Raw genomic sequence first — 22,662 nt, forward strand, 5'->3', positions numbered from 1 at the left:
GAACCGCCTACCTGGGACGCCGGCTGCGGGTAGCGTCGGGGGCGTCCGACGTGCCGGATGGGAGGCGACCGTGATGCCGACGACGGCCGCGAGTCCGGCATGACGCGCGGCTTGCTGGGGCGGTTCGGGTCGGCCGGCGACGGCTTGCCCGCCGATGCCCAGGAGCGGATCGCCGCGCTGACCGCGGCTCTCGCCGAGCGCGACGCCGAGCTGGAACGGCTGCGTGCCGACCGGGACGCCCGGGCGCAGAGCGCGCAGGTCGACCAGGTGCGGCTCAACCAGCGGCTGCGCCGGCGGGCGAAGGAGGCGATCGACAGCACCGCCGCGGTGATCGGCGGGAAGCTGGAGGACGTGGTGCTCCAGGTCGGGGCGGCGCGGGACTCGGCGGCCGCCACCCAGGAGCGGGTGACGATCACGAATGTGGCGGCCGAGGCGCTGGTGCAGCGGGCACACAGCGCGGACGAGGCGGCCACCGCGCTCAACGCCAGCCTGCGGCAGGTCGCCGGGATCGCCAGCGTGATCTCCCGGATCGCGTCGCAGACCCGGCTGCTCGCGCTGAACGCCACCATCGAGGCGGTCCGGGCCGGTGCGGCCGGTAGCGGGTTCGCCGTGGTCGCCGACGAGGTGAAGGGCCTGGCGGACACGACCGCGGACTCGACCGAGCAGATCACGAGCACTGTCGCGGCCCTGGAGGCGGACGTGGCGCAGATGGGCGAGACGCTCAGCGCGATCATCCGGGACGTCGGGGAGATCGAGGACGCGATGCGTCACCTGGGCGGGATCGCGGACCGGCAGAACGACATCGTGACGCAGCTGCACCAGAGCGTGGACGCCACGATGGCGCAGATCGGGGACCTCTCCGACGTCGCGGAACGCTTGGAGCGGCGCAGGCACGATCGCCTTCCGGTACGGGGACAGGTCCTCCTCACCACACCGGAACGGACGATCACGGCACAGGCGGTGGACCTCAGCGCCGACGGAGTGGGCTGCACGACGCCGGGCGGGTCGCCGCTCACGGTCGGTGATGAAATGCGCGCCGAGTTCGCCTTCGACGGCCTCCGGGGCTCCGCCGAGGCGCGGGTGGCCCGCCGCATGGTGCGGGGCGACGGGACCATCGAGCTGGGGCTGGAGTTCCTGGACGTGCCGGACGACCTGCGCGCCGGCATCGAGGACTACCTGGCGAGGCTGGGCGCCAATAGAGCCTGAGGCGGGACTAGGCGCCACTCGATCCTGAGAACGAGCCGTTCTTCGCGAAGTAGGCGTCCATCGTGTCGGTGAGCAGCGCCGCGAACAACTCGCCGCACCCGGCCGGCGCCAGCCGGTTGGCGGTGCCGGCCGCGCTGGACACGTACCCCTCGGACGGGAGCGTGGTGAACGACAGGTCGTCCGGCCGCAGGCCGGAGAGGTCGCGGACCATGCCGGCCAGGTTCATCCCGGAGTCGACCACCAGCGAGCCGGCGATCGCCGCGACGAACTCGTCCATCCTCAGCGGGTTGGCCAGGATGCCCAGCGAGGTGACCTTCTCGGCGAGCGCGCGCAGGTACTGCTGCTGCCGCTTGACCCGGTCGAAGTCGCCGTTCGGCAGGCCGTACCGCTGGCGGACGTAGACCTCGGCCATCCTGCCGTCGAGGTGGTGCCGCCCGGCCCGGAACGTCACGCCGGTCCGCTTGTCCCGGACGGTCTTGGCGACCCGCACGTCGACCCCGCCGACCACGTCGGTGATCCGGCGGACACCGGCGAAGTCGACCCGGACCACGTTGTCGATGGTCAGGCCGGTGAGGTGGCTGACCACCTGCACCATCAGCGGCGCGCCGCCCCACGCGTACGCTGAGTTGATCTTCGTCTTGCCGCCCGCCCACCGTCCGGCGACCGGCGGGATGTAGACGTACGAGTCGCGCGGGATCGACACCACCGAGGCGTTCGACCCGTCACCGTCGACGTGCACCAGCATGATCGTGTCGCTGCGGGACTGCGCGGCCGTCCAGCCCTTGCGGGTGTCCACGCCGAGCACCAGAAAATTCCGAGCATTCTTGGAGAACTCCGGCAGGTCGACGGAGGCCGACGTGGTGGACCTACGGATCCACGACTGGTACTCCGGCGGAGCCGTGATCGGTGGCAGCGCCGCCGCCTCGGCCAGCACGTCGTCCCGGGCGACCAGGTCGTTGAACCGGTACGCGAGCACGCCACTGGTCACCACGACCGGACCGGCGACGAGCGCGAGCAGCGCGCAGAGAACGGTCAGAACCTTCCCCCAGCGGGGCATTCGCCTCCAGCGCGACAAGGGGGCACCTTCCGACGGCGGGCGGAGCGGACATCAGGAAGATCGGCACGATGCCCGGAATCCCTGAGCGTCAGCCCTCCACGCCCGTCGCGTCGTCGGAGCTGCCCACCGGCTTCGACTCCGGTGACCCGCGCTGCCGCAGGTAGATCGAGAGGATCACCATCGAGGCGACGGCGAGCAGCTCGGACTGCCAGTTCTGCAGGGTCCGGTTCCAGAAGTCCGGCTCGGTCAGGTACTGCGCCCAGGTGACCGGTTCCTGCAGGTCGCGCAACTGTTCCTCGTTGAAGGCTGCCGTCCCGGCGATCGACTGGGTCAGCCAGGAGAGCAGGAAGAGCGTACCCATGACCAGGCCCAGGGAATTCGCGAAGAGCGACCCGCGCAGGCCCGGGTAGCGCGCCCAGCGCGGCGAGGAGTCCGTGGCGAACGCGCCGACTTTCTGATCCCGGTCGGACTCCCGGCCCTCGTCGCCGAGCTGCTTGGACTCCGGGGAGCCCTTCTGCACGAGCCAGACCGTCAGGAAGATGTAGAGGAAGAACTGGAGGTACTCGGACTGCCAGTTCTCGGCGACGTCGACGCCGAAGCTGGCCGAGGTCAGGTACCGGCTCAGCGAGATCGGCTCCATCCCGGCCGCGACCTGCTGCTGGTTGTAGTCGGCGTGCCCGGCGAACGCCTGCCCGACCAGCACGATCAGGAAGAGCGACCCGAAGACGAGGCCGAGCGAGTTCTCCCGGAAGAAGCGCCTCATCGGTGCAGCACCCCCAGCGTGGCGAAGTACGCCAGCCCGCCGAGCACCACGATCAGGAGCAGCCAGAACTGGAGGCGCATCATCCCTCCACGACGCAGTCGTAGGGACGGTCACCCTGCGGGGTGCACCCGGCCGCCACCACCCGCCAGCCGCCGGGGAACATGCCCAGGAAGATCGTCTCGTTCCCGAGCCGGACGAGCGCGCGTTGCCCGTACACCTGCGAATCGGTGACCGGCGACGGCGCCGGCAGCGGCTCGCTCAGGACGCCCTCCGCGCAGTCCTCGCCGATCTTCTCCGCCGTGGCGGGAGCGAGGACGCCGCAGGCGGCCGAGCCGTCCCGGTCCGCGACCGCCTGGAGGAAGGACGACGCCACCGAGGCCGCCGCGGCGGACCGGTCGTCGACGGACCCGCACCCTGCCAGCAGAAGCAGACCTATCGGCAGAAGGATCAATCGCACACCCGCAGGGTGCCCGGGTTCAGCGGGGCGGAAACACTCCGGGCATCGCACCGGTGAGGTACCGCTGCACGGTGGGGCCGATCGCCGCCACCACCACCTCGGGCGGCGCCGACGCCAGCGGCTCCACTTTGATCACATAGCGAGCCATCGCCATCCCGACCATCTGGCTGGCGGCGAGGGTGACGCGCAACTGCCCCTCGGCCTCGTCGAGGCCCAGTTTCGGCACGGCCCGGCGCAGGATCTGGGTGAGGATGAACTCGCGGAACAGCTTCGTGGTCCACTCGGTGCCGACCACCGAGCGCAGCAGCGCCACCCCGGCCGCGCCGCGCGGGCCGTCCCAGATCTCCAGGAAGGCCCGGACGAACCGCTCGCCCACCTCGGACCGGTCACCGGCCGCCGCCTCCGCGATCACGTCGAGCGGGTCCATCGGCGAGTTCATCGCCGCCAGGAAGAGCTTGTCCTTGGTGCCGAAGTAGTGGTGCACCAGCGCCGGGTCGACCCCGGCGCCGGTGGCTATCCCCCGGATCGACGCTCCGTCGAATCCCTTCTCGGCGAACGCGGTGCGGGCCGCTCCCAGGATCGCCTCACGGGTGTCCGGGTTTCCGGGACGGCGTCCGGTCCGTCGCACCACGCACAGCCTCCTATCCGGTCCTCCGGCGCAGGGTCGCCGCGCCGAGGATCAGCGCCACCACGATCGCGCCGACCACCACGATGAGATCACGCCACATCGTGGCGGTCGCCTCCGCGTGGGCGCCCACCTCGGTCAGCGCCTCCACCGAGTAGGACAGCGGCAGCACGTTGCTGATCGCCTGCAGCCAGCCGGCCATCTGGTCACGGGCGACGAACAGCCCGCAGAGCAGCAGCTGCGGCGCGGCCACCACCGGCATGAACTGCACGGCCTGGAACTCGGTCCGGGCGAACGCGCTGCACAGCAGCCCGAGGGCGACGCCGAGCACGGCGTTGGCCACGGCGATCAGGATGACCAGGCCGGCGCTTCCGGCGGTCGTCATGCCGAGCGCCCAGTACGCGAACCCGGCCGCGACCGCCGCTTGCAGGGCCGCCGCGAGACCGAACGCGACCCCGTACCCGAAGAGGAGGTCCAATCTGCCGACCGGCGTGGTGAAGAGCCGTTCCAGGGTGCCGTTGGTGCGCTCCCGGAGCATCGCGATGCTGGTGATCAGGAACATCACGATGAACGGGAAGACCCCGAGCATGATCAGGGCGATCCGGTCGAAGGCGCCGGGCCGTCCCTCGTACATGAAGTAGATCAGCGTGATCAGCAGCGTGGGCACCACGATGATCATCGCGATGGTGCGCGGGTCGTGCCGCAGCTGGGTGAGGATCCGCCGGATCGTGCTGAGAAGAATCACGCTGTTTCACCTCCAATTTCGAACAAGAAGCAGACGATCATGAGCTCCCTTCGGTCGCTCATGCCGTCACCTCTTGGTTCTGGATCAGGCGCAGGAACGCCTGGTCGAGATCGTCGGTGCCGGCCGACCGCTTGACCGCGGCCGGGGTGTCGTCGGCGATCAGCACGCCCTGGCGGATCAGCAGCAGCCGGTCGCAGCGGTTCGCCTCGTCCATCACGTGGCTGGAGACGAGCACGGTGGCGCCGTCGGCGGCGAGCCGGCGGAAGTGGTCCCAGAGCTCGTCGCGCAGCACCGGGTCCTGCCCGACGGTGGGCTCGTCGAGAACCAGGACCTCGGGCCGGCTGACGATCGCGCAGGCCAGCGAGGCCCGGCTGCGCTGGCCGCCGGAGAGGTCGGACACGAGTTGACCGGCATGGCTGCCGAGCCCGACCGCTTCGACGGCGGCGTCAGCCTGCTGAACGCCTAGTCGGTATAAACTCGCGAAATACCGGACGTTCTCCCGCACGGTCAGATCGGCGTAGACACTGGGCGCCTGCGTCAGGTACCCGATCCTGCGGCGCAACGGCGCGGAGCCGGCCGGGTGACCCAGCACCGTGACCGTGCCCGCCGCGACGATCTGCACACCGACGATCGCGCGCATCAGCGTCGTCTTGCCGCTGCCGCTCGGCCCGAGCAGCCCGGTGACGCTCCCCCGCGGTATCTCGCAGTCGAACCCGTCGAGCACGACGCGTCTGCCTCGCCTGACCACGAGGCCCCTGACTTCGATCATGCGTGCCTCCCCAGAAACTCATCACCTGATGAGTTTCAAGGTAGACCTCCGGCACGCTGGATCTCAACAGGTGATGAATTCCGACAGCACCGCCTTCACATCGTCGTCGGTGAGCTGCGCGAAGTCGTCGTACCATTGCCCCACCGCGGCGAACCGTTCCGGCGCGGACAGGCAGACCACCTCCGCCTCCGCGCTCAGCGCGTCCCGCGCCGCCGGCGAGCAGACCGGCACCGCCAGGATGATCCGGTCCGCGCCGTGCGCGCGCAGCCAGGAGATCGCGGCCCGGGCCGTCACCCCGGTCGCCAGCCCGTCGTCGATCAGCACCACCGTCCGGCCGCGCACCGCCGGCGCCGGCCGGTCGCCGCGGTAGTCGCGGATCCGCCGCTTCAGCTCCACCCGCTCGGCGGCCAGGGTCGGCGCCATGTCGGCCTCGGTGGCGCCGGCGTGCCGCAGGTTGTCCCGGTCGAAGACCGGCGGGCCGTCCTCGGCGATCGCGCCGACGCCGAACTCCGGATGACCCGGCGCTCCGATCTTGCGGGCCACCACGATCTCCAGACCCGCCTTCAACCGTTTCGCCACCGGCTCGGCGACCGGAAGGCCGCCGCGCGGAAGGCCGAGGATCAGCGGGTGATCCAGCGCTCTTCCGGCAAGGAGATCCGCCAGGGCGATCCCCGCCGCCGTGCGATCCGCGAAAATCATGGCGACACCGGCACTGCCACATGCATCTGGAAGAAGCCGGCCGCCTCCTCGGCGACCTGCTCCAGCGCGCCCGGCTCGGAGAACAGGTGCGTGGCGCCCGCGATCACCCGCAGCTCGGCGCTGATCCGCATGGTGTTGCGGGCCTGCTCGTTGAGCTCGACCACGTTCACGTCCCGCTCGCCGACGATGAGCATCGTCGGCGCGCGCACCTCCAGCAGCGCCGGACCGGCCAGATCCGGGCGGCCGCCACGGGACACGACGGCGCGTACCGCCTCGGGCCGGGCCGCCGCCGCCACCAGGGCCGCTCCCCCGCCCGTGCTCGCGCCGAACAGGCCGAACGACAGCGCGGCCGTCGGCGGATGGTTCCGCGCCCAGTCGATGATGCCGATCACCCGGTCGGCGAGCAGGCCGATGTCGAACCGCAGCAGGCCGGTACGCTCGTCGGCCACCTCCTCCTCCGGCGTCAGCAGATCCGTGAGCAGGGTGGCGAACCCGTACTGGTTCAGTTCCGCCGCCACGATCTGGTTCCGCGGACTGTGGCGGGAGCTACCGCTGCCATGGGCGAAGATGACCAAACCGGCCGGGTGTTCCGGGAGAGTCAGGTCGCCGTCCAGCCGTACCCCGCAGGTGTTGATCCGTTCCTGGGTCTTCCAACTGGTCATGCCTACGGGAGTACCCGTCCGAGCTGCGGATACGCCTCATCTGTTTGCCTCAGCAACGCCCCGCGCGCACCGATCAGGAGAGGGAAGAACGTCCACGGGAGTCGGAGCCGCCATGTCCATTCCCCGATTGAACCGCAGCCAGCCGGCGCCCCCGGTGGCCGGCGCCCGGCCGGTCCGGGCCCGCACCCAGCACGCCCGCGAGGACGCCGCCGCACTGACCGACCGCGACCGGCAGCTGATTCTGCAGGCCACCGGCCAGCGCATCAAGCCCGGCGAGCCGAACGCCGGCTGGATCAACTCGCTCGCCGCGGCGATCGCCGCCGACCGGGCCGCCGGCCGCCTCGCCCCCGGCCAGGAGGTGACCGCCGCCTACCTCAGGGACCTGTCCCGGCGGTACGACCAGGCGGGCGGCCGCAACCCGGTCAGCGGCTATCTGGAACCGGCGCTGCGGCACCTGGAGCAGCAGGGCGGAGGCGGCGGGCGGCTCGACGTGAGCGCCTGACCACCCCCGTGAGGCCAGGCGCCCCGCCCGTCAGGGTGCGCGCTGGGTCCGCTCGACCAGCGCTGCCGCGACATCGCGCAGCTTGCGGTTGCTGTCCTGGGAGACCCGGGTGAGCATGGCGAACGCCTCGTCCGCCGAGCACCGCCGCTCGCCCATGATGATCCCCTTGGCCTGCTCGATCACGGCCCGGCTCTCCATCGCCGCCTGCATGTGCTGCGCCAGGCTCGCGGCGCTGTCGTAGAGGTGGGCGTTCGCGAGCGCCACCGCCGCGTACCGGACGAATGTCCCGGTCTGCGTCACGCCGTCGTCGCCGAACCCGTGCGGGCGCTCGCCGTACAGGGTGAGCGCGCCGCTCATGCGCTCGCCGATCGGCAGGCCGGCCGAGAGGACGCTGCCGAACCCGGCCTCGGCGGCGAGCCTCGGCCAGCCGTCCCAGCGCTCGTCGTTCGCGGCGTCCAGGATCGCGACGGTGGTCCGGTTCCGCGCGGCGTCCAGACCGGGCCCGGCGGCCCGCGCGTACTGGTGCTCGTCCAGCACCAGCACCGCCCGGTCGGTGTGCGCCGCGGTGTACGCGTCCCCGTCGCGGATCATGGTGATCGACACCTGGCCGGCGCCGGGCAGGGTTCGCCGGGCGAGGTCCGCGACCTGGTGCAGGACACCATCGAGGTCGGTCTCACCCAGCTTGATGCGGCCGAGCTCAGCGAAGATGCGGCCGATCTCCGCGAAGGTGGTGGCGGAATCGGTCGGGTCGTGCGCCTTCAACGTCAGAGGATCCCCGCAGCGGTGCGCGATCCGCCGTCAGCGGTTCGCGTTGGTAACGGTGTCGCTGCCCGGAGGACCACACGATCCCCGGACCCGCGCCGCTGCTTGACGCCGGAAGGCCTTCGTCGATGAACGACTCGGGCCGCAGGAGCCAGATAATACCCAACGGGTTATCTCCGCGCTCATCCGGGAAATCTCCCGTCCCGGGGTACTCGCCTGACCGAAACTCGATGCTATGCCGCCCGAGCGCGCCGACCCGACCGCAGCCCTGCACGAGCTGGGCCGGATCGCGCTGAGCGACACCGACCTCGAGGGCGTCCTCGACCAGGTGGCGACCCTCGCGAAACGGGCCGTGCCGGGCGCGTTCGAGGTGTCCCTGACGCTGATCCGCTCCCCCGGCCCGCGCACCGTGGCGTGCACCGGCGACGCCGCCCTCTGGATCGACAAATGGCAGTACGAGAACGACAGCGGCCCCTGCCTCGCCGCCGCCATCGCCCGGACCACGCTGCTCGTCGACGACGTCCGCGCCGAACACCGCTGGCCCGGCTGGCAGCACCACGCCGGCTCGGTCGGCGTGCACAGCGTCCTCTCGGTTGGCCTGCCCATCCACGAGACGGTGACCGGCGCGCTCAACATCTACGCCACCACCGCGCGCGCGTTCGGCGCGGACTCGCTGCTGCTGGCCGAGACGTTCGCCGGTTACGCCGCGGTCTGCCTGGCGAACGCCTGCCTCTACGACACGACGGCCGCCCTGGCCCGCCAGATGCAGCTGGCGCTGGCGAGCCGAGCCGTGATCGAGCAGGCCAAGGGCATCATCATGAGCCAGCGCCGGTGCACCGCCGACGAGGCCTTCACCATCCTCGCCAAGGCCTCCCAGACCGCCAACCGCAAACTCCGCGACGTCGCCGCCACCCTCGTGGAACAAGCTTCCCGCCCCTAGATTTCCCCCATCGGGTACGCGCTGATCCGCCCCCGACCGCACCACACCCGTCCCACCGCGTCCGCGACGAGACCTGGCTGCCACGCGAGGCCGCGGGGCCCCCATCCGGCCGAGATCAATCCCACCGCTACGCGTCCCCGATCCAGCCGCGTCAGCGACGGCTCGTGGGGGTCGCCAGCCGTAGCCGACGCAGCTTCCCGGGGCGTCTTGGGTGCGTGGAGTACGGCTCGGACACGCGAGCCGTAGCCCACGCAGCTTCCCGGAACGCTTTACCTGCATGGAGTACGGCTCGGACACGCGAGCCGTAGTCCACGCAGGCACGCGGGGCGGCGCTTTACCTGCGTGGGCTACGGCTCGGCGGTGGCCGGCTCCCGGGGGACGGGCTGGCGACGGGGCCGGTGGGGGCCGGCTCCCGGGGTGCCGGGGTGGGGCGGGGGACGAGCAGGAGGCCGGGGGTCAGGACTTGCGGAGGCGGACGGCTACCGTGTCGTTCTGCTGGACCAGTTCGGCGTGGTAGCCCGGCGTGGTCACGACGACCCCGGCGAAGCGGCCGCGGATCTTGCGGGCCTTCAGGACCGGGACGGCCTTGTCGCTGTCGTACTTCTTCGGCTCGGTGACGGCGATCTCCAGGACGGTCCGCGCGCCGATCACGGCCTCCTCGTGCACGGTCAGCGGGGGCGCGCCGTGCGGGCGGACCGTCGCGGCGAGGGTGCCGGCGCTGAGCCTCAGCTCGCCGCCGATGTGGACCTTCTCGGTGTCCAGGCGCAGCGTGCCGCCGGTGACCGTGACGGAGCCCGATCCGAGGGCGTTCTTCGCGGCCGCGATCAGGGTGCCCTGCGCCACGGTGGTGCCGCCGGAGTACTCGTTGTCGCCGGCCAGGGTCAGCGCGCCGGTGCCCAGCTTGATCAGGCCGCCGCGGCCCTCGATGTCGTTGCGCCAGGTGTCGGCGGCCGCGAACCCGCCGGCGGCGGCGTCCAGGCTGACCGCGACCGTGGAGTCGAACGCGCCGTACCCGTCGGCCGCGGTGAACAGGTCGAGCCGGCCCCACTGCTCGCCGCCGTCCAGCAGCGGATTGCCGGCGGCCAGGCCGGTGGTGCGCAGGACCTCACGGCGCTGCGCGGCGTCCAGGTACGGCAGACGCGTCTCGAGCAGCACCTCGGCGCCCTTCGGCACGACGAAGGCGGCACGGTTGCGGGTGCGGGGCAGCCCGTAGGTCTGCTTCGGCGTGACGATGGCGGCGTTGCGAGCGCGATCGCCGTACCCGTCGGAACCGGCTCCGGAGTGAGCGAAGCCGTAGACGTCCGTACCCACCCGGGCCTGGAAATAGGCGAGCGCCTGGGCGCGCGCTTCGGCCTTGAGGGTCGCGTTGGCCGCGTCGCCGAGGATCGCCGCGGCCAGCGCGGTGCCGAGGATGCGACCGCCGATCACGTCGACCGGGGAGTGCATGCCGGCGATGATCCGCGTCTCGGCCAGGTCGTAGGCCGCCGTGATCATCTCCTGGAAGCGCTCCGGGACGGCGTAGGCCAGCGCGATCGACGCGAGGTAGAGCGCGTTGGTGTGGCCGCTGACGTAGCCGCCGTCCTCGGCCGGGCTGGTGCTGCGCTGGCGGAGCAGCTGCGGGACCACGACGGTGTCCGCGTCGTAGACCGGGTAGCCGAGCGCGTCGACCTCGCCGGTCGGCACGACCTGGCTGCCGGCGGTCAGCCGCCACGGGCGCGGGTACTGGTAGGCGGACTTCGCCGGGTTGCCGGAGGAGTAGTTGCCGCGCAGCGTGTTGACCAGCGTGACGACCTTGCCGAGCGCGGAGCTGGTGGAGCCGGCGCCGATCGCCGAACCCGCCGGGGCCCCGGCCGGAACCGCGTCGCTGACAGTGGTCGCGGGGGTGGTGGCAGGCGCCGCGGTGATGCTGGTGACGGCGAGCGCGCCGGCCTTGTAGACGTCGGCGAGCGGGCCGAGTCCGGCGATCACCGAGTAGCTCTGGTGCTGGCGGTCCACGACGAACGCGCGGGCGGCCTCGGCGTCGGTGCGCTCGTGCGTGGTCTTCACGCAGTAGCGGACGTTGGCGCGCAGGAACGCCTCGTCGAGCACCGTACCGGTGTTCCAGGCCGTGCCGGTGGACCAGACCTGCGTCATGCCGGACAGGATGCGGACCGCGGCGTTGGTCTCGGCGGTCAGGTTCGCCGTGATGTTCGTCCGGTAGCTGTCGACGAACGCGGGGAGGGCTTTCTCAGCCGCGACGCCGGCGGAGGAGAGCAGGTGCGGTCCGGCGATCAGACCGGCGGTTCCGGCGGCCGAGGCGCGCAGCAGAGTGCGGCGGCTGAGGTTCATGTGGGTGGCTCCGAGGGCGTACGGGCAAGATCGCGCTCAGCTTTCGGGTGCCCGGCGAAGATCATCCCAACTCCCCGTGTTGTGAACGTGAACAACGGAGAAAACGGCTGATCGGCTCGGTTCCGTAACTCGACGGACGTCGATCCGTGTCCGGGGTCCGGGCCGGCGGTTCCGCGGGCCAGCTCTCCTCAGGTGGACCGCGACAGGCCACCGGCGGCGAACCTACGGTCTACAGACGTGGACCCCTTACTCGCCGGCGACCTCGCCGCCTTCCCCGAACTGTTGCAGGCGACCCGCGACTACGCGACACGCCTTCTCGCCGGACTCGGGGAGCGGCCGGTCGCCCGTACCCCCGAATCACCGAGCCCGGCCACCCTCCCGGCGGAAGGGATCGGCGCGGCCGGCGCACTGGATCTGTTCGACAGGCGCTGGGCGCCCGGGTTCTCGGCGAGCGCCGGACCCCGCTACCTCGGCTTCGTCACCGGCGGCGCGACACCCGCCGCGCTCGCCGGCGACTGGCTGACCGGCGCCCTCGACCAGAACGGCTCCAACCGGTCCGGCTCGAGCGCCGCCGATCTGGAGGACGAGACCGCCGGGTGGCTGCGCGACATGTTCGGGCTCGGCGACGCCTTCTCCGGCGCGTTCGTCTCCGGCGCCACCATGTCGAACTTCGTCGGCCTCGCGATCGCCCGGGAATGGCTCGGCGAGCAGCTCGGGGTGAGCGTCGCGCAGCAGGGCGTGGGCGCGCTCGGCGAGGTGACGGTCCTCTCCGGCACGCCGCACTCCAGCATCGTGAAAGCGCTGGCCATGCTCGGCATCGGCCGCGACGCGCTGCGGCTGGTGCCGGCGCTGCCCGGCCGGGAGGCGGTCGACGTGGCGGCGCTCTCCGACGCGTTGCGTGACCTCGGCGGGCGGCCGGCGATCGTGGTGGCCAACGCCGGGACGGTCAACACCGTGGACTTCGACGACCTGCGGGCGATCGCCGCGCTCCGGGCGACACACCCGTTCTGGCTGCACACCGATGCCGCGTTCGGCGCGTTCGCGGCCCTGTCACCGGACCACGCGCACCTGGTCGACGGCCTGGGCTCGTCCGACTCGGTCGGCATCGACCTGCACAAGTGGCTCAACGTGCCGTACGACTCGGCGGTACAGTTCACCCGCCGCCGCGACCTGCAGGTCCGGGTCTTCCAGAACGCGGCGTCCTACCTCGGCGAGCCCGGCCCGCGCCCGGACCACGTGCACCTCACCCCGGAGAACTCGCGGCGCCTGCGCGCCCTCGCTGCCTGGTTCGCCCTCATCGCGTACGGCACCGCCGGTCACCGGGAGATCGTCCAGCGCGACATCTCCGCGGCACACCGGCTGGGCGCGCGGCTGGCGGCTCTGCCGGGGGTCCGGCTCCTTGCCCCGGTACGGTTGAACGTCGTCTGCTTCACCTTCCCGGGGGACGTGTCCCGTGCCGTGCAGGCGATCGCGGACTCGGGTGAGGCGTTCCTGACCCCGACTGTCTATCGGGGGGTGCCGGCGTTGCGGGCGGCGTTCAGCAACTGGCGAACCACGGACGCCGACGTGGACCGGGTCGTCGAGGTCCTCCGCAAGCACCTCACGTGAAGCACGCAGCGCGCCCGTGCGTGCCGCCCAGCCGTAGCTCAGCCCTGTGATCAAGCAGGGGTAGCCGTCCCTGGCTACGGCTCGCACCGCCCCCGCACCGCCCGGCCGTAGCCCACACATGTCACACGCCGCCCTAACGTGCGTGGACTACGGCTCGCCCCACCGAGCCGTAGCCAGCGCAGGAAAAACGGCCCGGACACCTGCCCCCGCTACGGCTCGCGCCACCCAGCCGTAGCCAGCGCAGCAAAAACGACCCCGACACCTGGCTGCGCTACGGCTCGCGCTGCGCGGCCGTAGCGCAGGCATGTCAGACGCTGTGACTACCCGCGTGGGCTACGGCTCGGGACCGGGTCGCGGGGGCCGTGCGTGGGCAGCGTCGCGAAAGGCGCCGGGCGGCCGTGCGCCGCGCCTGGGTCGCGTGGACTCTCGGGGACGGGGCTGGTGCGGTTGGGGGCGGCGTTCATGCGTACCGGATGGGGGTTGTCGTTCGGCTCAACTCGATCAGGACCGGGTGGCTGGGGTCGGCGTCGGTGATGATGCCGCTGACGTCGGATGCCGGTAGCACCTCGAACGGGGACGCGGCGCCGATCTTCTCGCTGCTCGCCAGGACGAACGTGTCGGCGGCGCGGGAGGCGAGGGTGCGTTTCATGGCGGCCTCGTCGGCGTCGCCGGTGGTCAGGCCGGCCTCGTGGTGGACGCCGGTGACGCCGAGCAGGAAGAGGTCCGCGGTGATCCGCCGGGCGGCCTCGGCGGTCGCCGCGCCGGAGGTGACGGCGGAGTGTTTGAAGAGGCGGCCGCCGAGGACGTAGACCTCCACGGAGGGGTGGCTGACCAGCGCGGCGGCCACCGTCGGGCTGTGCGTGACGATGGTGGCCGTCAGGTCGCGGGGCAGCGCGGCGGTGACGGCGAGCGCTGTCGTGCCGCCGTCGAGCAGGACCGTGGCGCCGGGGCGGATCAGCGTGACGGCGGCCCGGGCGACCCGTTCCTTGCTGGACGCGGCGACGGTGGTCCTGGTCGCGTAGTCGGCGGCAGCCGGCGAGATCGGCAGCGCGCCGCCGTAGACCCGCTGGCAGAGACCCGCCGCCGCCATCTCGCGCAGGTCGCGCCGGATGCTGTCCTCGGCGATGCCCAGCTCGGCGGCCGCGTCTTTCGCCACGAGTTTGCCGTCGGCCTGCAGCCGGGCCAGCAGGTAGTCGCGTCGTTCCGCCGCCAGCATCCGTGTTTCTCCTCATTGTTGTCGACTGTTGCGCGTTTTGACTGTACGTTTCTCCGCGTGACGAAGCCAACTGTCTCCTACGAGCTCCCCGAGATCCCGGCATGACCGCCGAGATCGACACCCCTGACGCCCGTGGCCGCACCAGGCTCGACCGGGCCGGACGGGACCTGACCGGCAACCCGGACGTGGTGGTCCGCGACGTCGAGCTGCTTGCCACGGCGTGGCACGTGCTGCGCCGGACCACGTACGACTACCGCCGCCGGGACGGAACGTGGAGCCGGGAGCAGCGGGAGACGTACGACCGGGGCGACGGCGCGTGCGTGCTGCTCTACGACCCGCAGCGGCGGACCGTGCTGCTGACCCGGCAGTTCCGCTACCCGGTCTACGTGAACGGCCACCCGGACGGCATGTTCGTCGAGGCGGCGGCCGGCCTGCTCGACGGCGACGACCCGGCCGCGGCGATCCGGCGGGAGGCGAGCGAGGAGCTCGGCGTCGAGGTCGGTGAGCTGGAGCCGGTGTTCGCGGTGTGGATGAGCCCGGGGTCGGTGACCGAGCGGGTGCACTGTTTCGCGGCGCCGTACAGCGCGGCGTCGCGGGTCGGCGCCGGCGGCGGGCTGGCCGAGGACGGTGAGGACATCGAGGTGGTGGAGCTGCCGTTCGACAAGGCCCTCGATCAGATCGCGACCGGGGAGATCGCGGACGCCAAGACGATCATGTTGGTGCAGTGGGCGGCGCTGCGCGGGCTCTTGACATCGACGTGAGTCGACCATTGGATGTTACCGGGAGGTAACGCCATGATCGGTCGTGTCCTGCTCGCCCTCGCACTGCTCGTCCCCGCCGCACCCGCGCACGCGGCGGCGCCCAACACCGCCGCACCCGCGCAGGCGGCGGCCCCGCCGTGCGACCCACCCACGCCGGGGCAGCCCGGATACCTGGTCGCCGACCCGGACTGCGAGCTGGACGGGACGCCGTTCACGGCCCTGCCCGGCGCTCAGGTGTGGACCGGCGTCCGGGACGGCGCTGCCTACCGGATCGAGAAGCCGCAGCACTGGAACGGGCGGCTCGTGGTCTACGCCCACGGCTACCGGGGCAACGGCACCACGGTGTTCGTCGACAACCCGGCGCTGCGCGCGCACTACATCGAGCGCGGCTTCGCCTGGGCGGCCTCCAGTTACGCGACGAACGGCTACGACGTGACGCAGGGCGTGACCGACACCCGCGCGCTCATCGACGTGTTCCGGCAGGCCACCGGCACCGCGGCGCGGAAGGTCTACATCACCGGCGCGTCGATGGGCGGGCACGTCACGGCGGTCGCGATCGAGAAGTACCCGCGCACGTTCGCCGGAGCGATGCCGACGTGCGGGGTGCTCGGCGACGTCGAGCTCTTCGACTACTTCCTGGACACCACCGTCACGGCCGCCGCGCTCGCCGACGTGGACGTCGACTTCCCGGCCACCGCCGCGTTCGGCGAGCAACTCGGTCGGATCGTCGCGGCGCTGGGGGTGCGAACAGGTCTCACCGAGGCCGGGCGCACCTGGTCGGGAGTGGTCGAGCGGCGCAGCGGCGGTGAGCGGCCGGGGTTCGACGCGGCGCTCGCCTACTGGAACGCCGCGTCGCAGGGCGGGGCGCCGTTCCTGTTCAGCTTCTACCCGAGCCTGACCGCCGGCAGCGTCGACAACAAGCGCACCCTCTACCGGTCGACCGACGCCCGCCGGCTCAGCCCGGCGGAGTGGCGGCTCAACGCCGAGGTCCTGCGGGTGCGCCGGACCACCACCGAGGACGTCCCGGTGATCGCCGGCAAGCCGCGCGTCCCGGTCCTGTCGCTGCACGGGATCGGCGACCTGTTCGTCCCGTTCTCGATGGAGCAGTACTACGCCCGCGAGTCCGGCGGCCGCAACTTCGTCTCGCGGGCCATCCGGGACATCACGCACTGCGGCTTCACCCAGCCGGAACTGAAGCAGGGCTTCGACGATCTGGTGCGCTGGGTGGAGACCGGCCGCCGCCCCGCGGGCGACGCGATCCTGGACCGGCGCAAGGTGGCGGAGGCGACGTTCGGTTGTCGGTTCACCATTGGGGTACGGGGTAACTACTCCCCCTGCCCCGCCTAGCGGTCTCGCGGTCATCGCGTGTGGAGTTCCGGTGCGGTCCGCACCTCGACTCCACACGCAGCCGAGCTGGCGCGCGAGCGTGTGGAGTTCGGGTGCGATCCGCACCTCGCTTCCACACGCAGCCGAGCTGGCGCGCGAGCGTGTGAAGTTCGGGTGCGATCCGCACCTCGATTCCACACGCAACCGAGCTGGCGCGCGAGCGTGTGAAGTTCGGGTGCGATCCGCACCTCGATTCCACACGCAACCGAGCTGGCGCGCGAGCGTGTGAAGTTCGGGTCCGATCCGCACCTCGACTCCACACGCAACCGAGCTGACGCGCGAGCGTGTGAAGTTCCGGTCCGATCCGCACCTCGACTCCACACGCAACCGAGCTGGCGCGCGAGCGTGTGAAGTTCGGGTCCGATCCGCACCTCGATTCCACACGCAGCCGAATTGGCGCGCGAGCGTGTGGAGTTCGGGTCAGCGAGCCGTAGCTGAGAGCGGCATCGATGGCGATGTCGAACCCGCCAACCGGGGTCCCGCCGATTGGCGAGTGGCAGCGATACACCGGCCCGTCGTGCGCCAGGCCGAACTCAAGGTCAACTTGAGCTGGGCGGCATGGCGCGCTTGAGCCGTAGCTGAGGCTAAGCCGGCTTGATCACCGTGCTCGGCTACGGCCGGGTGGGGCGCAATGTCACCCGGCTTAAGTGGATCTTGGAGTCGGCGCTGGTGAGCGGCGGGTCCGGGTGATGCGGCTGTCCCTCGCAGCTGCCCGCCCCTCGCAGCCGCCCGCTGCTCGGTGTGCCCGGGATCGGCGGACCGGCCACCCTCGGATCGTCACCTGGCGTGCCGGCATCCGGGGTAAAGCCGGCGCTTTTCGGAAAGCCGCGGACGTGGGAGGCCCCGCAGAATGCCGCACACCCCGTAGTGCTCCCCGTGGACAGTCACCCATCGTGACGGGGGGTGGGCTCGATGAGCCGTCCGGACGCAGACGCGGCGAACCGTGCACCCGGCGGGCGAAACTGCGGGCGACAAGGGATGAGGCGACCTGGCGATCTGACGACCGGACGGACCCGGCGCGCGGGGCGGACCGGTCGACCCTCGCCAACGCGGGGACTGGACGGAGGGGTGAGCTTGCGGGCGCGGCACAGAGGGGTGAGCTTGCGGGGGCGGGACGGAGGGGTGAGCTTGCGGGGGCGCCGGGGCCGGCGGCTTCGGGCGCCGGCGGAAGGGGCGTCAGGGGTGGCGTGGGTGGGACTGGTTTGGGTGCGGCTGGGGACTGGTTGGCGCGTACCCGGAAAGGGTCATTCTGTTGACACTGACTCGCCCAGGATCTCGCGGAACGCCCGTGCCGCCGGCGACGCCGCGCCGGCCAGACGCTGGGCCGTGAAGATCGTGCGCCGGGGGCGCTCATCGAGCTCCAGGAGCCGGCACGAGGTGGGGCGCCCGGCCCACACCAGGTCCGGGATGAGCGCCACCGCGTTGCCCGACTCGACCAGCCGCATGTGCGCCTGCAGGTCGGCCGTCTCGTAGCGGACGTCCGGCTCGAACCCGGCCCGCCGGCACACCTGCTCGGCGTAGTGCCGGGACGCGGCGCCGCGCGGCTCCATCACCCACGGCATGTGGCGGGCCGCCGCCAGCGAGCCGACCGGGCGCAGGGAGACGTCCTCCGCGGGCAGCGCCAGCCGGATCGCGTCGGTGGTCAGATCACGCCGATCCAGCCCGGGATGGTGCGGAGCGGCGTGTGCCGGGTATTGCTCAGCGATGACCATGTCGAAGTCGCGCGCCCAGGTCTCGCGCAGCGCCTCCTCGGGTTCACGCTGGACCATCTCGACCCGGACGTCCGGGAACCGCGCCGCCATGGCGCGCAGCGTGGCCGGCATGAACGCGAGCGCCGCCGACTGGAAGACCGCGACCCGGACCCGCCCGGTGACCCGGGTGGCGGCGGCCTGCAGCCCGGCCTCGGCACGCTCCAGGGTGTCCAGGATCTCGCCGACCGACGCGACCAGGACCTCGGCCTGCGGGGTGAGCCGAACCCCGCGGCCGGCCTTGCGCAGCAGCTGGGTGCCGGTCTCCTTCTCCAGGAGGCTGAGCTGCTGGGACACCGCGGACGGGGTGAAGTTGAGCGCCTCGGCGACCGCCGCGATCGTGCCGCGGACGGCGAGCTCGCGGAGCAGGATCAGTCGTCGGATCTCGAGCACGGTCCACAGATTAGCTGAACTTAAGAGTACCGCTCACAAAGCGTCGCTTTTCCTAACCGGATCCCCCGGCCCACACTGTTGCCGAAACCGGAAGGAGCTTCCCGATGTCTGAGATCGCCGAAGAGACGATCGCCCTGGTACGGCGCTGGCTGCGCGAGGCGGCGGACGTTCCCGTCGGCGGATCCGCGAAGCAGCTCGCCGGAGTGCTGCGCGACCCGAAAGGGCTCGCGTTCACTGTCGGCTTCGTCGATGGTGTGATCCGCCCGGAGGACACCCGGGTCAGCGCCCGCGCGCTGCGTTCGCTGTCGGCCGACATCCCGGCGTTCCTTCCGCTGCACCTGCGGGCCGCCGTCCGCGCCGGTGGCTTCTTCGCGCCGCTGATGCCCGGCGTGGTCGTCCCGATCGCCCGCCGCGCCCTGCGTCACATGGTCGGCCACCTGATCGTCGACGCGACCGACGCCCGCCTCGGCAAGGCCATCGCCCGGATCAAGAAGCGCAACGTCCGGCTCAACGTCAACCTGCTCGGTGAGGCCGTCCTCGGCCGCGGCGAGGCCGCGCAGCGCCTGAAGAGCACCGAGCGCCTGCTCGCCCGCCCGGACGTCGACTACGTGTCGATCAAGGTGTCGTCGACCGTCGCCCCGCACAACCCGTGGGCCTTCGAGGAGTCCGTCGCGGACATCGTGGACGAGCTGACCCCGCTCTTCACGCTCGCCGCCGAGACCGGCAAGTTCGTGAACCTGGACATGGAGGAGTACAAGGACCTCGATCTCACGATCGCGGTCTTCACCCAGCTCCTCGACCGGCCCGAGCTGCTCAAGCTGGAAGCCGGCATCGTGCTGCAGGCGTACCTGCCGGACGCGCTGGACGCGATGATGCGGCTGCAGACCTGGTCCGCCGCCCGCCGCGAGCGTGGCGGCGCCGGGATCAAGGTGCGCCTGGTCAAGGGCGCGAACCTGCCGATGGAACGGGTCGAGGCGGAACTGCACGGCTGGCCGGTCGCGACCTGCGACAGCAAGCAGGCCACCGACACCAACTACAAGCGGGTCCTCGACTACGCGCTGCACCCGGACCGGATCGGCAACGTCCGGCTCGGCGTGGCGGGTCACAACCTCTTCGACGTCGCGTACGCCTGGGTTCTGGCCGGCAAGCGCGGCGTCCGCGCCGGCATCGAGTTCGAGATGCTGCTCGGCATGGCCGAGGGCCAGGCCGAGGCGGTCCGGCGCGAGGTGGGCGGGTTGTTGCTCTACACCCCGGTGGTACGGCCGGAGCAGTTCGACGTGGCGATCGCCTACCTCATTCGTCGTCTCGAGGAGGGCGCCAGCTCGGACAACTTCATGTCCGCGGTCTTCGAGCTGCACTCCTCGGCCGAGCTCTTCGCCCGTGAGGAGCAGCGGTTCCTCGCGTCCCTCGCCGACCTGGACTCCGCGGCGCCGCAGCCGAACCGGGTCGCCGACCGCTACGCCGCGGTCCCCCGCTCCGAGCCGGGCCGGTTCGTCAACACCCCGGACACCGACCCGGCCGTGGCCGTCAACCGCTCCCGGTTCCGCGAGATCCTGGCCCGCTCGGCCGACTCGCAGCTCGGCCTCTCCCTCGTGAAGATCCACTCGCAGCACGAGCTGGACGCCGCCATGGAGAAGGCCGCCGCCGCGTCCTGGGGCGGCGCCGACCGCCGGACCGTGCTGCACCGGATCGGCGAAGCACTGGAAGCCCACCGCGACATGTTCCTCGAGGTGATGGCCGCCGAGGCCGGCAAGACCGCCGACCAGGCCGACCCGGAGATCTCCGAGGCCGTCGACTTCGCGCACTACTACGCCGAGCTCGCCGCCGGGCTGGCCGGGACCGACGGCGCCCGCCCGGTGCCGGCCCGGCTCACCCTGGTCACGCCGCCGTGGAACTTCCCGGTCGCGATCCCGGCCGGTTCGGTGCTCGCCGCCCTGGCCGCCGGCTCGTCGGTGGTGCTCAAGCCGGCCGGACCGGCGGAACGCTGCGGCACCGTGCTCGCCGGCGTCATCCGCGACGCCCTCGGCGCGGCCGGCGCCGACCCCGACCTGGTCACCCTGCTCCAGGTCGAGGAGAACGAGCTGGGCCGTGAGCTGATCGCGCACCCGCTCGTGGACCGGGTCGTCCTCACCGGCGCGTACGAGACCGCCGAGCTGTTCCGGTCGTTCCGCACGGACCTGCCGCTGCTCGCCGAGACCAGCGGCAAGAACGCCATCATCGTGACGCCCAGCGCCGACCTGGACCTGGCCGTCAAGGACGTGGTGTCGTCCGCGTTCGGTCACGCCGGCCAGAAGTGCTCGGCCGCCTCGCTGGTGATCCTCGTCGGCAGCGTCGCCCACTCCGATCGGTTCCGGACGCAGCTGCTCGACGCGGTGTCCTCGCTCGACGTCGGCTACCCGGCCGACCCGCGCAGCCAGGTCGGCCCGCTGGTCGAGCCGGCCGCCGGCAAGCTGCTGGACGGGCTGACCACGCTCGGTCAGGGCGAGAAGTGGCTGCTCGAGCCCCGCGCGCTCGACGACTCGGGCAAGCTGTGGAGCCCGGGCGTCCGCGACGGCGTGCGGCGCGGGTCGGCCTACCACCGCACCGAGTACTTCGGACCGATCCTCGGCATCATGACCGCGGACACCCTGGACGAGGCGATCGACCTGGTCAACGAGGTGGACTTCGGCCTCACGTCGGGCCTGCACTCGCTCGACGGCGACGAGATCCGCACCTGGCTGGACCGGGTGCAGGCCGGCAACCTGTACGTGAACCGCGGCATCACCGGCGCGATCGTCCGCCGCCAGCCGTTCGGCGGCTGGAAGCGCTCGGCGGTCGGCCCCGGCACCAAGGCCGGCGGCCCGAACTACCTGACCGGCCTCACCGGCTGGGAGTCCCGCCCGTCGGCCGCCACCGCCCCGATCACCGACCTGGGGGTGCGCACGCTGCTCTCCGCCGCGTCGGCCTTCCTGCCGGAGCCCGATGCCGCCCGGGTGGAACGCGCCGCCCGCAGCGACGCCGCGTTCCCGCTCGCGGCGAGCGACGTCTCCGCGCTGGAGGCCGAGCGCAACGTGCTCCGCTATCTGCCCACCCCGGTCACCGTCCGGCTCGCCGCCGACGGTTCCCTCACCGACCTGGTACGGGTCCTGGCCGCCGGCACCCTCGCCGGTTCGCTCGCCGGCTCCCCCGGCACGTCCTGGCTGCGGATCTCGACGGCCCAGCCGCTGCCGGCCGAACTGGCCGCCCGCTTCCCGGACGCGGTGGTGGAGGACGACGGCACGTTCGCCGCAGGTCTCGGCGCCGGCCGGGTCCGCCTGATCAGCGGCTCCCCGGCCGCCGGCAGCGCCCTGATGGCCGCCACCGGCGGACGCCCCGACCTGGCGATCTGGTCCGGCCCGGTGACCGAATCCGGTCAGGTGGAGCTGCTGCCGTTCCTGCACGAGCAGGCGGTCAGCATCACGGCACACCGCTTCGGCAACCCGCTCGCGCTGGCGGCCGAGGTTTTGTGACGGTCGTGGTGAGCGCTGACCCGGTGGGCTAAGACCGGGCGGGTTGGCACTGGTTTCGGCTGGGGTCCCGCAACGGCGATGACGCGCCCCCGGGGACGATGCCGCGTCCGGGAGCGCTGACGACCAGCTGGTCCAGCCGGTCCAGCCGGTCCATCCAGCCGGTCCAGCTGGTCCAGCTGGTCGTGAGTGCTGTGCTCGGCTGGTGTGGATCGTGGAAGGGCGTGGTCCGGCTGGCACTCGGTGCTGTCCCGCAGGGGCGGCGAGAACACTGACCGCCAGCCGAGCACGACTAGCTGGTCACCAGTGCTGCCAGACGCCTGTTTCAAGAGCACTGCGCGCCAGCCCGCCCGCACCACTCCACGATCGACAACCGGGCGGCGCGGCCTCACGTCGTAGTTAGTAGGAGCTACGGCCCGGCAACGCCAGCCGTAGGCGAGAGCGGCTACCCAAGCCTTGGAGTCAATCAGTGGTTGCAACACTCGATTGATCAGGGGTTTTGATGGGGAAGATGGTGCCTCGTGGGGTGCAGGTGCGGTTCTGGGAGCAG

19 protein-coding genes are annotated in these 22,662 nt (G+C 71.8%); 7 read left to right on the forward strand and 12 right to left on the reverse strand.

Annotated features, from left to right (window positions below; genetic code table 11):
- The first annotated feature begins 99 nt into the window (after positions 1 to 99).
- A complete protein-coding gene (locus AB0F72_RS06200) occupies positions 100 to 1,206 on the forward strand; it encodes a methyl-accepting chemotaxis protein (RefSeq protein WP_360425959.1) in 1,107 nt (368 codons plus the stop codon).
- Positions 1,207 to 1,213: 7 nt separating this feature from the next.
- Here the strand turns inward: AB0F72_RS06200 and AB0F72_RS06205 are convergent, their stop codons facing one another.
- The 8 genes from AB0F72_RS06205 to AB0F72_RS06240 all read right to left on the reverse strand — a co-directional run bounded on the left by AB0F72_RS06205 (position 1,214) and on the right by AB0F72_RS06240 (position 6,983).
- Positions 1,214 to 2,263, reverse strand: a complete 1,050-nt coding sequence (locus tag AB0F72_RS06205) for an LCP family protein (RefSeq protein WP_360425962.1) — start codon at positions 2,261 to 2,263, stop codon at positions 1,214 to 1,216.
- An 88-nt stretch (positions 2,264 to 2,351) separates the two neighbouring features.
- The gene (locus AB0F72_RS06210; RefSeq protein WP_360425965.1) at positions 2,352 to 3,026 is read right to left on the reverse strand and encodes a DUF6766 family protein; all 675 of its coding nucleotides are present in this window, start codon (positions 3,024 to 3,026) and stop codon (positions 2,352 to 2,354) included.
- Positions 3,027 to 3,105: 79 nt separating this feature from the next.
- Positions 3,106 to 3,483, reverse strand: a complete 378-nt coding sequence (locus AB0F72_RS06215) for a hypothetical protein (RefSeq protein ID WP_360425968.1) — start codon at positions 3,481 to 3,483, stop codon at positions 3,106 to 3,108.
- 19 nt (positions 3,484 to 3,502) lie between these two features.
- Positions 3,503 to 4,114: a TetR/AcrR family transcriptional regulator gene (locus AB0F72_RS06220; RefSeq protein WP_360425971.1), complete on the reverse strand. Its 612-nt coding sequence runs from the start codon at positions 4,112 to 4,114 to the stop codon at positions 3,503 to 3,505.
- Positions 4,115 to 4,124: 10 nt separating this feature from the next.
- On the reverse strand, positions 4,125 to 4,853 hold the full coding sequence (locus AB0F72_RS06225) for an ABC transporter permease (protein WP_360425974.1): 729 nt from the start codon (positions 4,851 to 4,853) through the stop codon (positions 4,125 to 4,127).
- A 58-nt stretch (positions 4,854 to 4,911) separates the two neighbouring features.
- Positions 4,912 to 5,622, reverse strand: coding sequence for an ABC transporter ATP-binding protein (locus tag AB0F72_RS06230; protein ID WP_360425977.1), 711 nt, complete (start codon positions 5,620 to 5,622; stop codon positions 4,912 to 4,914).
- A gap of 63 nt (positions 5,623 to 5,685) precedes the next feature.
- Complete coding sequence (locus tag AB0F72_RS06235) at positions 5,686 to 6,321, reverse strand: phosphoribosyltransferase family protein (protein ID WP_360425980.1); 636 nt, start codon at positions 6,319 to 6,321, stop codon at positions 5,686 to 5,688.
- Positions 6,318 to 6,983, reverse strand: coding sequence for a dienelactone hydrolase family protein (locus tag AB0F72_RS06240; RefSeq protein WP_360425983.1), 666 nt, complete (start codon positions 6,981 to 6,983; stop codon positions 6,318 to 6,320). The genes AB0F72_RS06235 and AB0F72_RS06240 overlap by 4 nt, the downstream gene beginning before the upstream one ends.
- 112 nt (positions 6,984 to 7,095) lie before the next feature.
- On the opposite strand from AB0F72_RS06240, the gene AB0F72_RS06245 reads away from it, so the two are divergent.
- Entirely contained in the window at positions 7,096 to 7,485 is a 390-nt protein-coding gene (locus AB0F72_RS06245) for a hypothetical protein (protein WP_360425986.1), read from the forward strand.
- 30 nt (positions 7,486 to 7,515) lie between these two features.
- On the opposite strand, the gene AB0F72_RS06250 is transcribed toward AB0F72_RS06245, so the two are convergent.
- The gene (locus AB0F72_RS06250) at positions 7,516 to 8,247 is read right to left on the reverse strand and encodes a GAF and ANTAR domain-containing protein (RefSeq protein WP_360425989.1); all 732 of its coding nucleotides are present in this window, start codon (positions 8,245 to 8,247) and stop codon (positions 7,516 to 7,518) included.
- A gap of 235 nt (positions 8,248 to 8,482) precedes the next feature.
- Here AB0F72_RS06250 and AB0F72_RS06255 point away from each other — a divergent pair, with 235 nt between their 5' ends.
- Positions 8,483 to 9,187 (forward strand): GAF and ANTAR domain-containing protein, encoded by a 705-nt coding sequence (locus AB0F72_RS06255; protein ID WP_360425992.1) that lies wholly within the window; start codon positions 8,483 to 8,485, stop codon positions 9,185 to 9,187.
- Positions 9,188 to 9,643: 456 nt separating this feature from the next.
- On the opposite strand, the gene AB0F72_RS06260 is transcribed toward AB0F72_RS06255, so the two are convergent.
- The gene (locus AB0F72_RS06260; protein WP_360425995.1) at positions 9,644 to 11,515 is read right to left on the reverse strand and encodes a phosphatase PAP2 family protein; all 1,872 of its coding nucleotides are present in this window, start codon (positions 11,513 to 11,515) and stop codon (positions 9,644 to 9,646) included.
- A gap of 237 nt (positions 11,516 to 11,752) precedes the next feature.
- On the opposite strand from AB0F72_RS06260, the gene AB0F72_RS06265 reads away from it, so the two are divergent.
- The gene (locus AB0F72_RS06265; protein WP_360425999.1) at positions 11,753 to 13,123 is read left to right on the forward strand and encodes a pyridoxal-dependent decarboxylase; all 1,371 of its coding nucleotides are present in this window, start codon (positions 11,753 to 11,755) and stop codon (positions 13,121 to 13,123) included.
- A gap of 460 nt (positions 13,124 to 13,583) precedes the next feature.
- Here the strand turns inward: AB0F72_RS06265 and AB0F72_RS06270 are convergent, their stop codons facing one another.
- Positions 13,584 to 14,339 (reverse strand): DeoR/GlpR family DNA-binding transcription regulator, encoded by a 756-nt coding sequence (locus tag AB0F72_RS06270; RefSeq protein ID WP_360426002.1) that lies wholly within the window; start codon positions 14,337 to 14,339, stop codon positions 13,584 to 13,586.
- Between the two features lie 101 nt (positions 14,340 to 14,440).
- Between AB0F72_RS06270 and AB0F72_RS06275 the strand changes: the two genes are divergently transcribed.
- Both AB0F72_RS06275 and AB0F72_RS06280 read left to right on the forward strand, forming a co-directional pair.
- Entirely contained in the window at positions 14,441 to 15,100 is a 660-nt protein-coding gene (locus AB0F72_RS06275; RefSeq protein ID WP_360426005.1) for an NUDIX domain-containing protein, read from the forward strand.
- Positions 15,101 to 15,133: 33 nt separating this feature from the next.
- Positions 15,134 to 16,447 (forward strand): prolyl oligopeptidase family serine peptidase, encoded by a 1,314-nt coding sequence (locus tag AB0F72_RS06280; protein ID WP_360426008.1) that lies wholly within the window; start codon positions 15,134 to 15,136, stop codon positions 16,445 to 16,447.
- Positions 16,448 to 17,730: 1,283 nt separating this feature from the next.
- Here the strand turns inward: AB0F72_RS06280 and AB0F72_RS06285 are convergent.
- Positions 17,731 to 18,627 (reverse strand): LysR substrate-binding domain-containing protein, encoded by an 897-nt coding sequence (locus tag AB0F72_RS06285; protein WP_360426011.1) that lies wholly within the window; start codon positions 18,625 to 18,627, stop codon positions 17,731 to 17,733.
- A 104-nt stretch (positions 18,628 to 18,731) separates the two neighbouring features.
- Here AB0F72_RS06285 and AB0F72_RS06290 point away from each other — a divergent pair, with 104 nt between their 5' ends.
- Complete coding sequence (locus AB0F72_RS06290) at positions 18,732 to 22,115, forward strand: bifunctional proline dehydrogenase/L-glutamate gamma-semialdehyde dehydrogenase (protein ID WP_360426014.1); 3,384 nt, start codon at positions 18,732 to 18,734, stop codon at positions 22,113 to 22,115.
- Positions 22,116 to 22,662 lie beyond the last annotated feature (547 nt).

This window comes from Actinoplanes sp. NPDC023936 (genome assembly GCF_040639325.1).
In the GTDB taxonomy this organism is placed as follows: domain Bacteria; phylum Actinomycetota; class Actinomycetes; order Mycobacteriales; family Micromonosporaceae; genus Actinoplanes.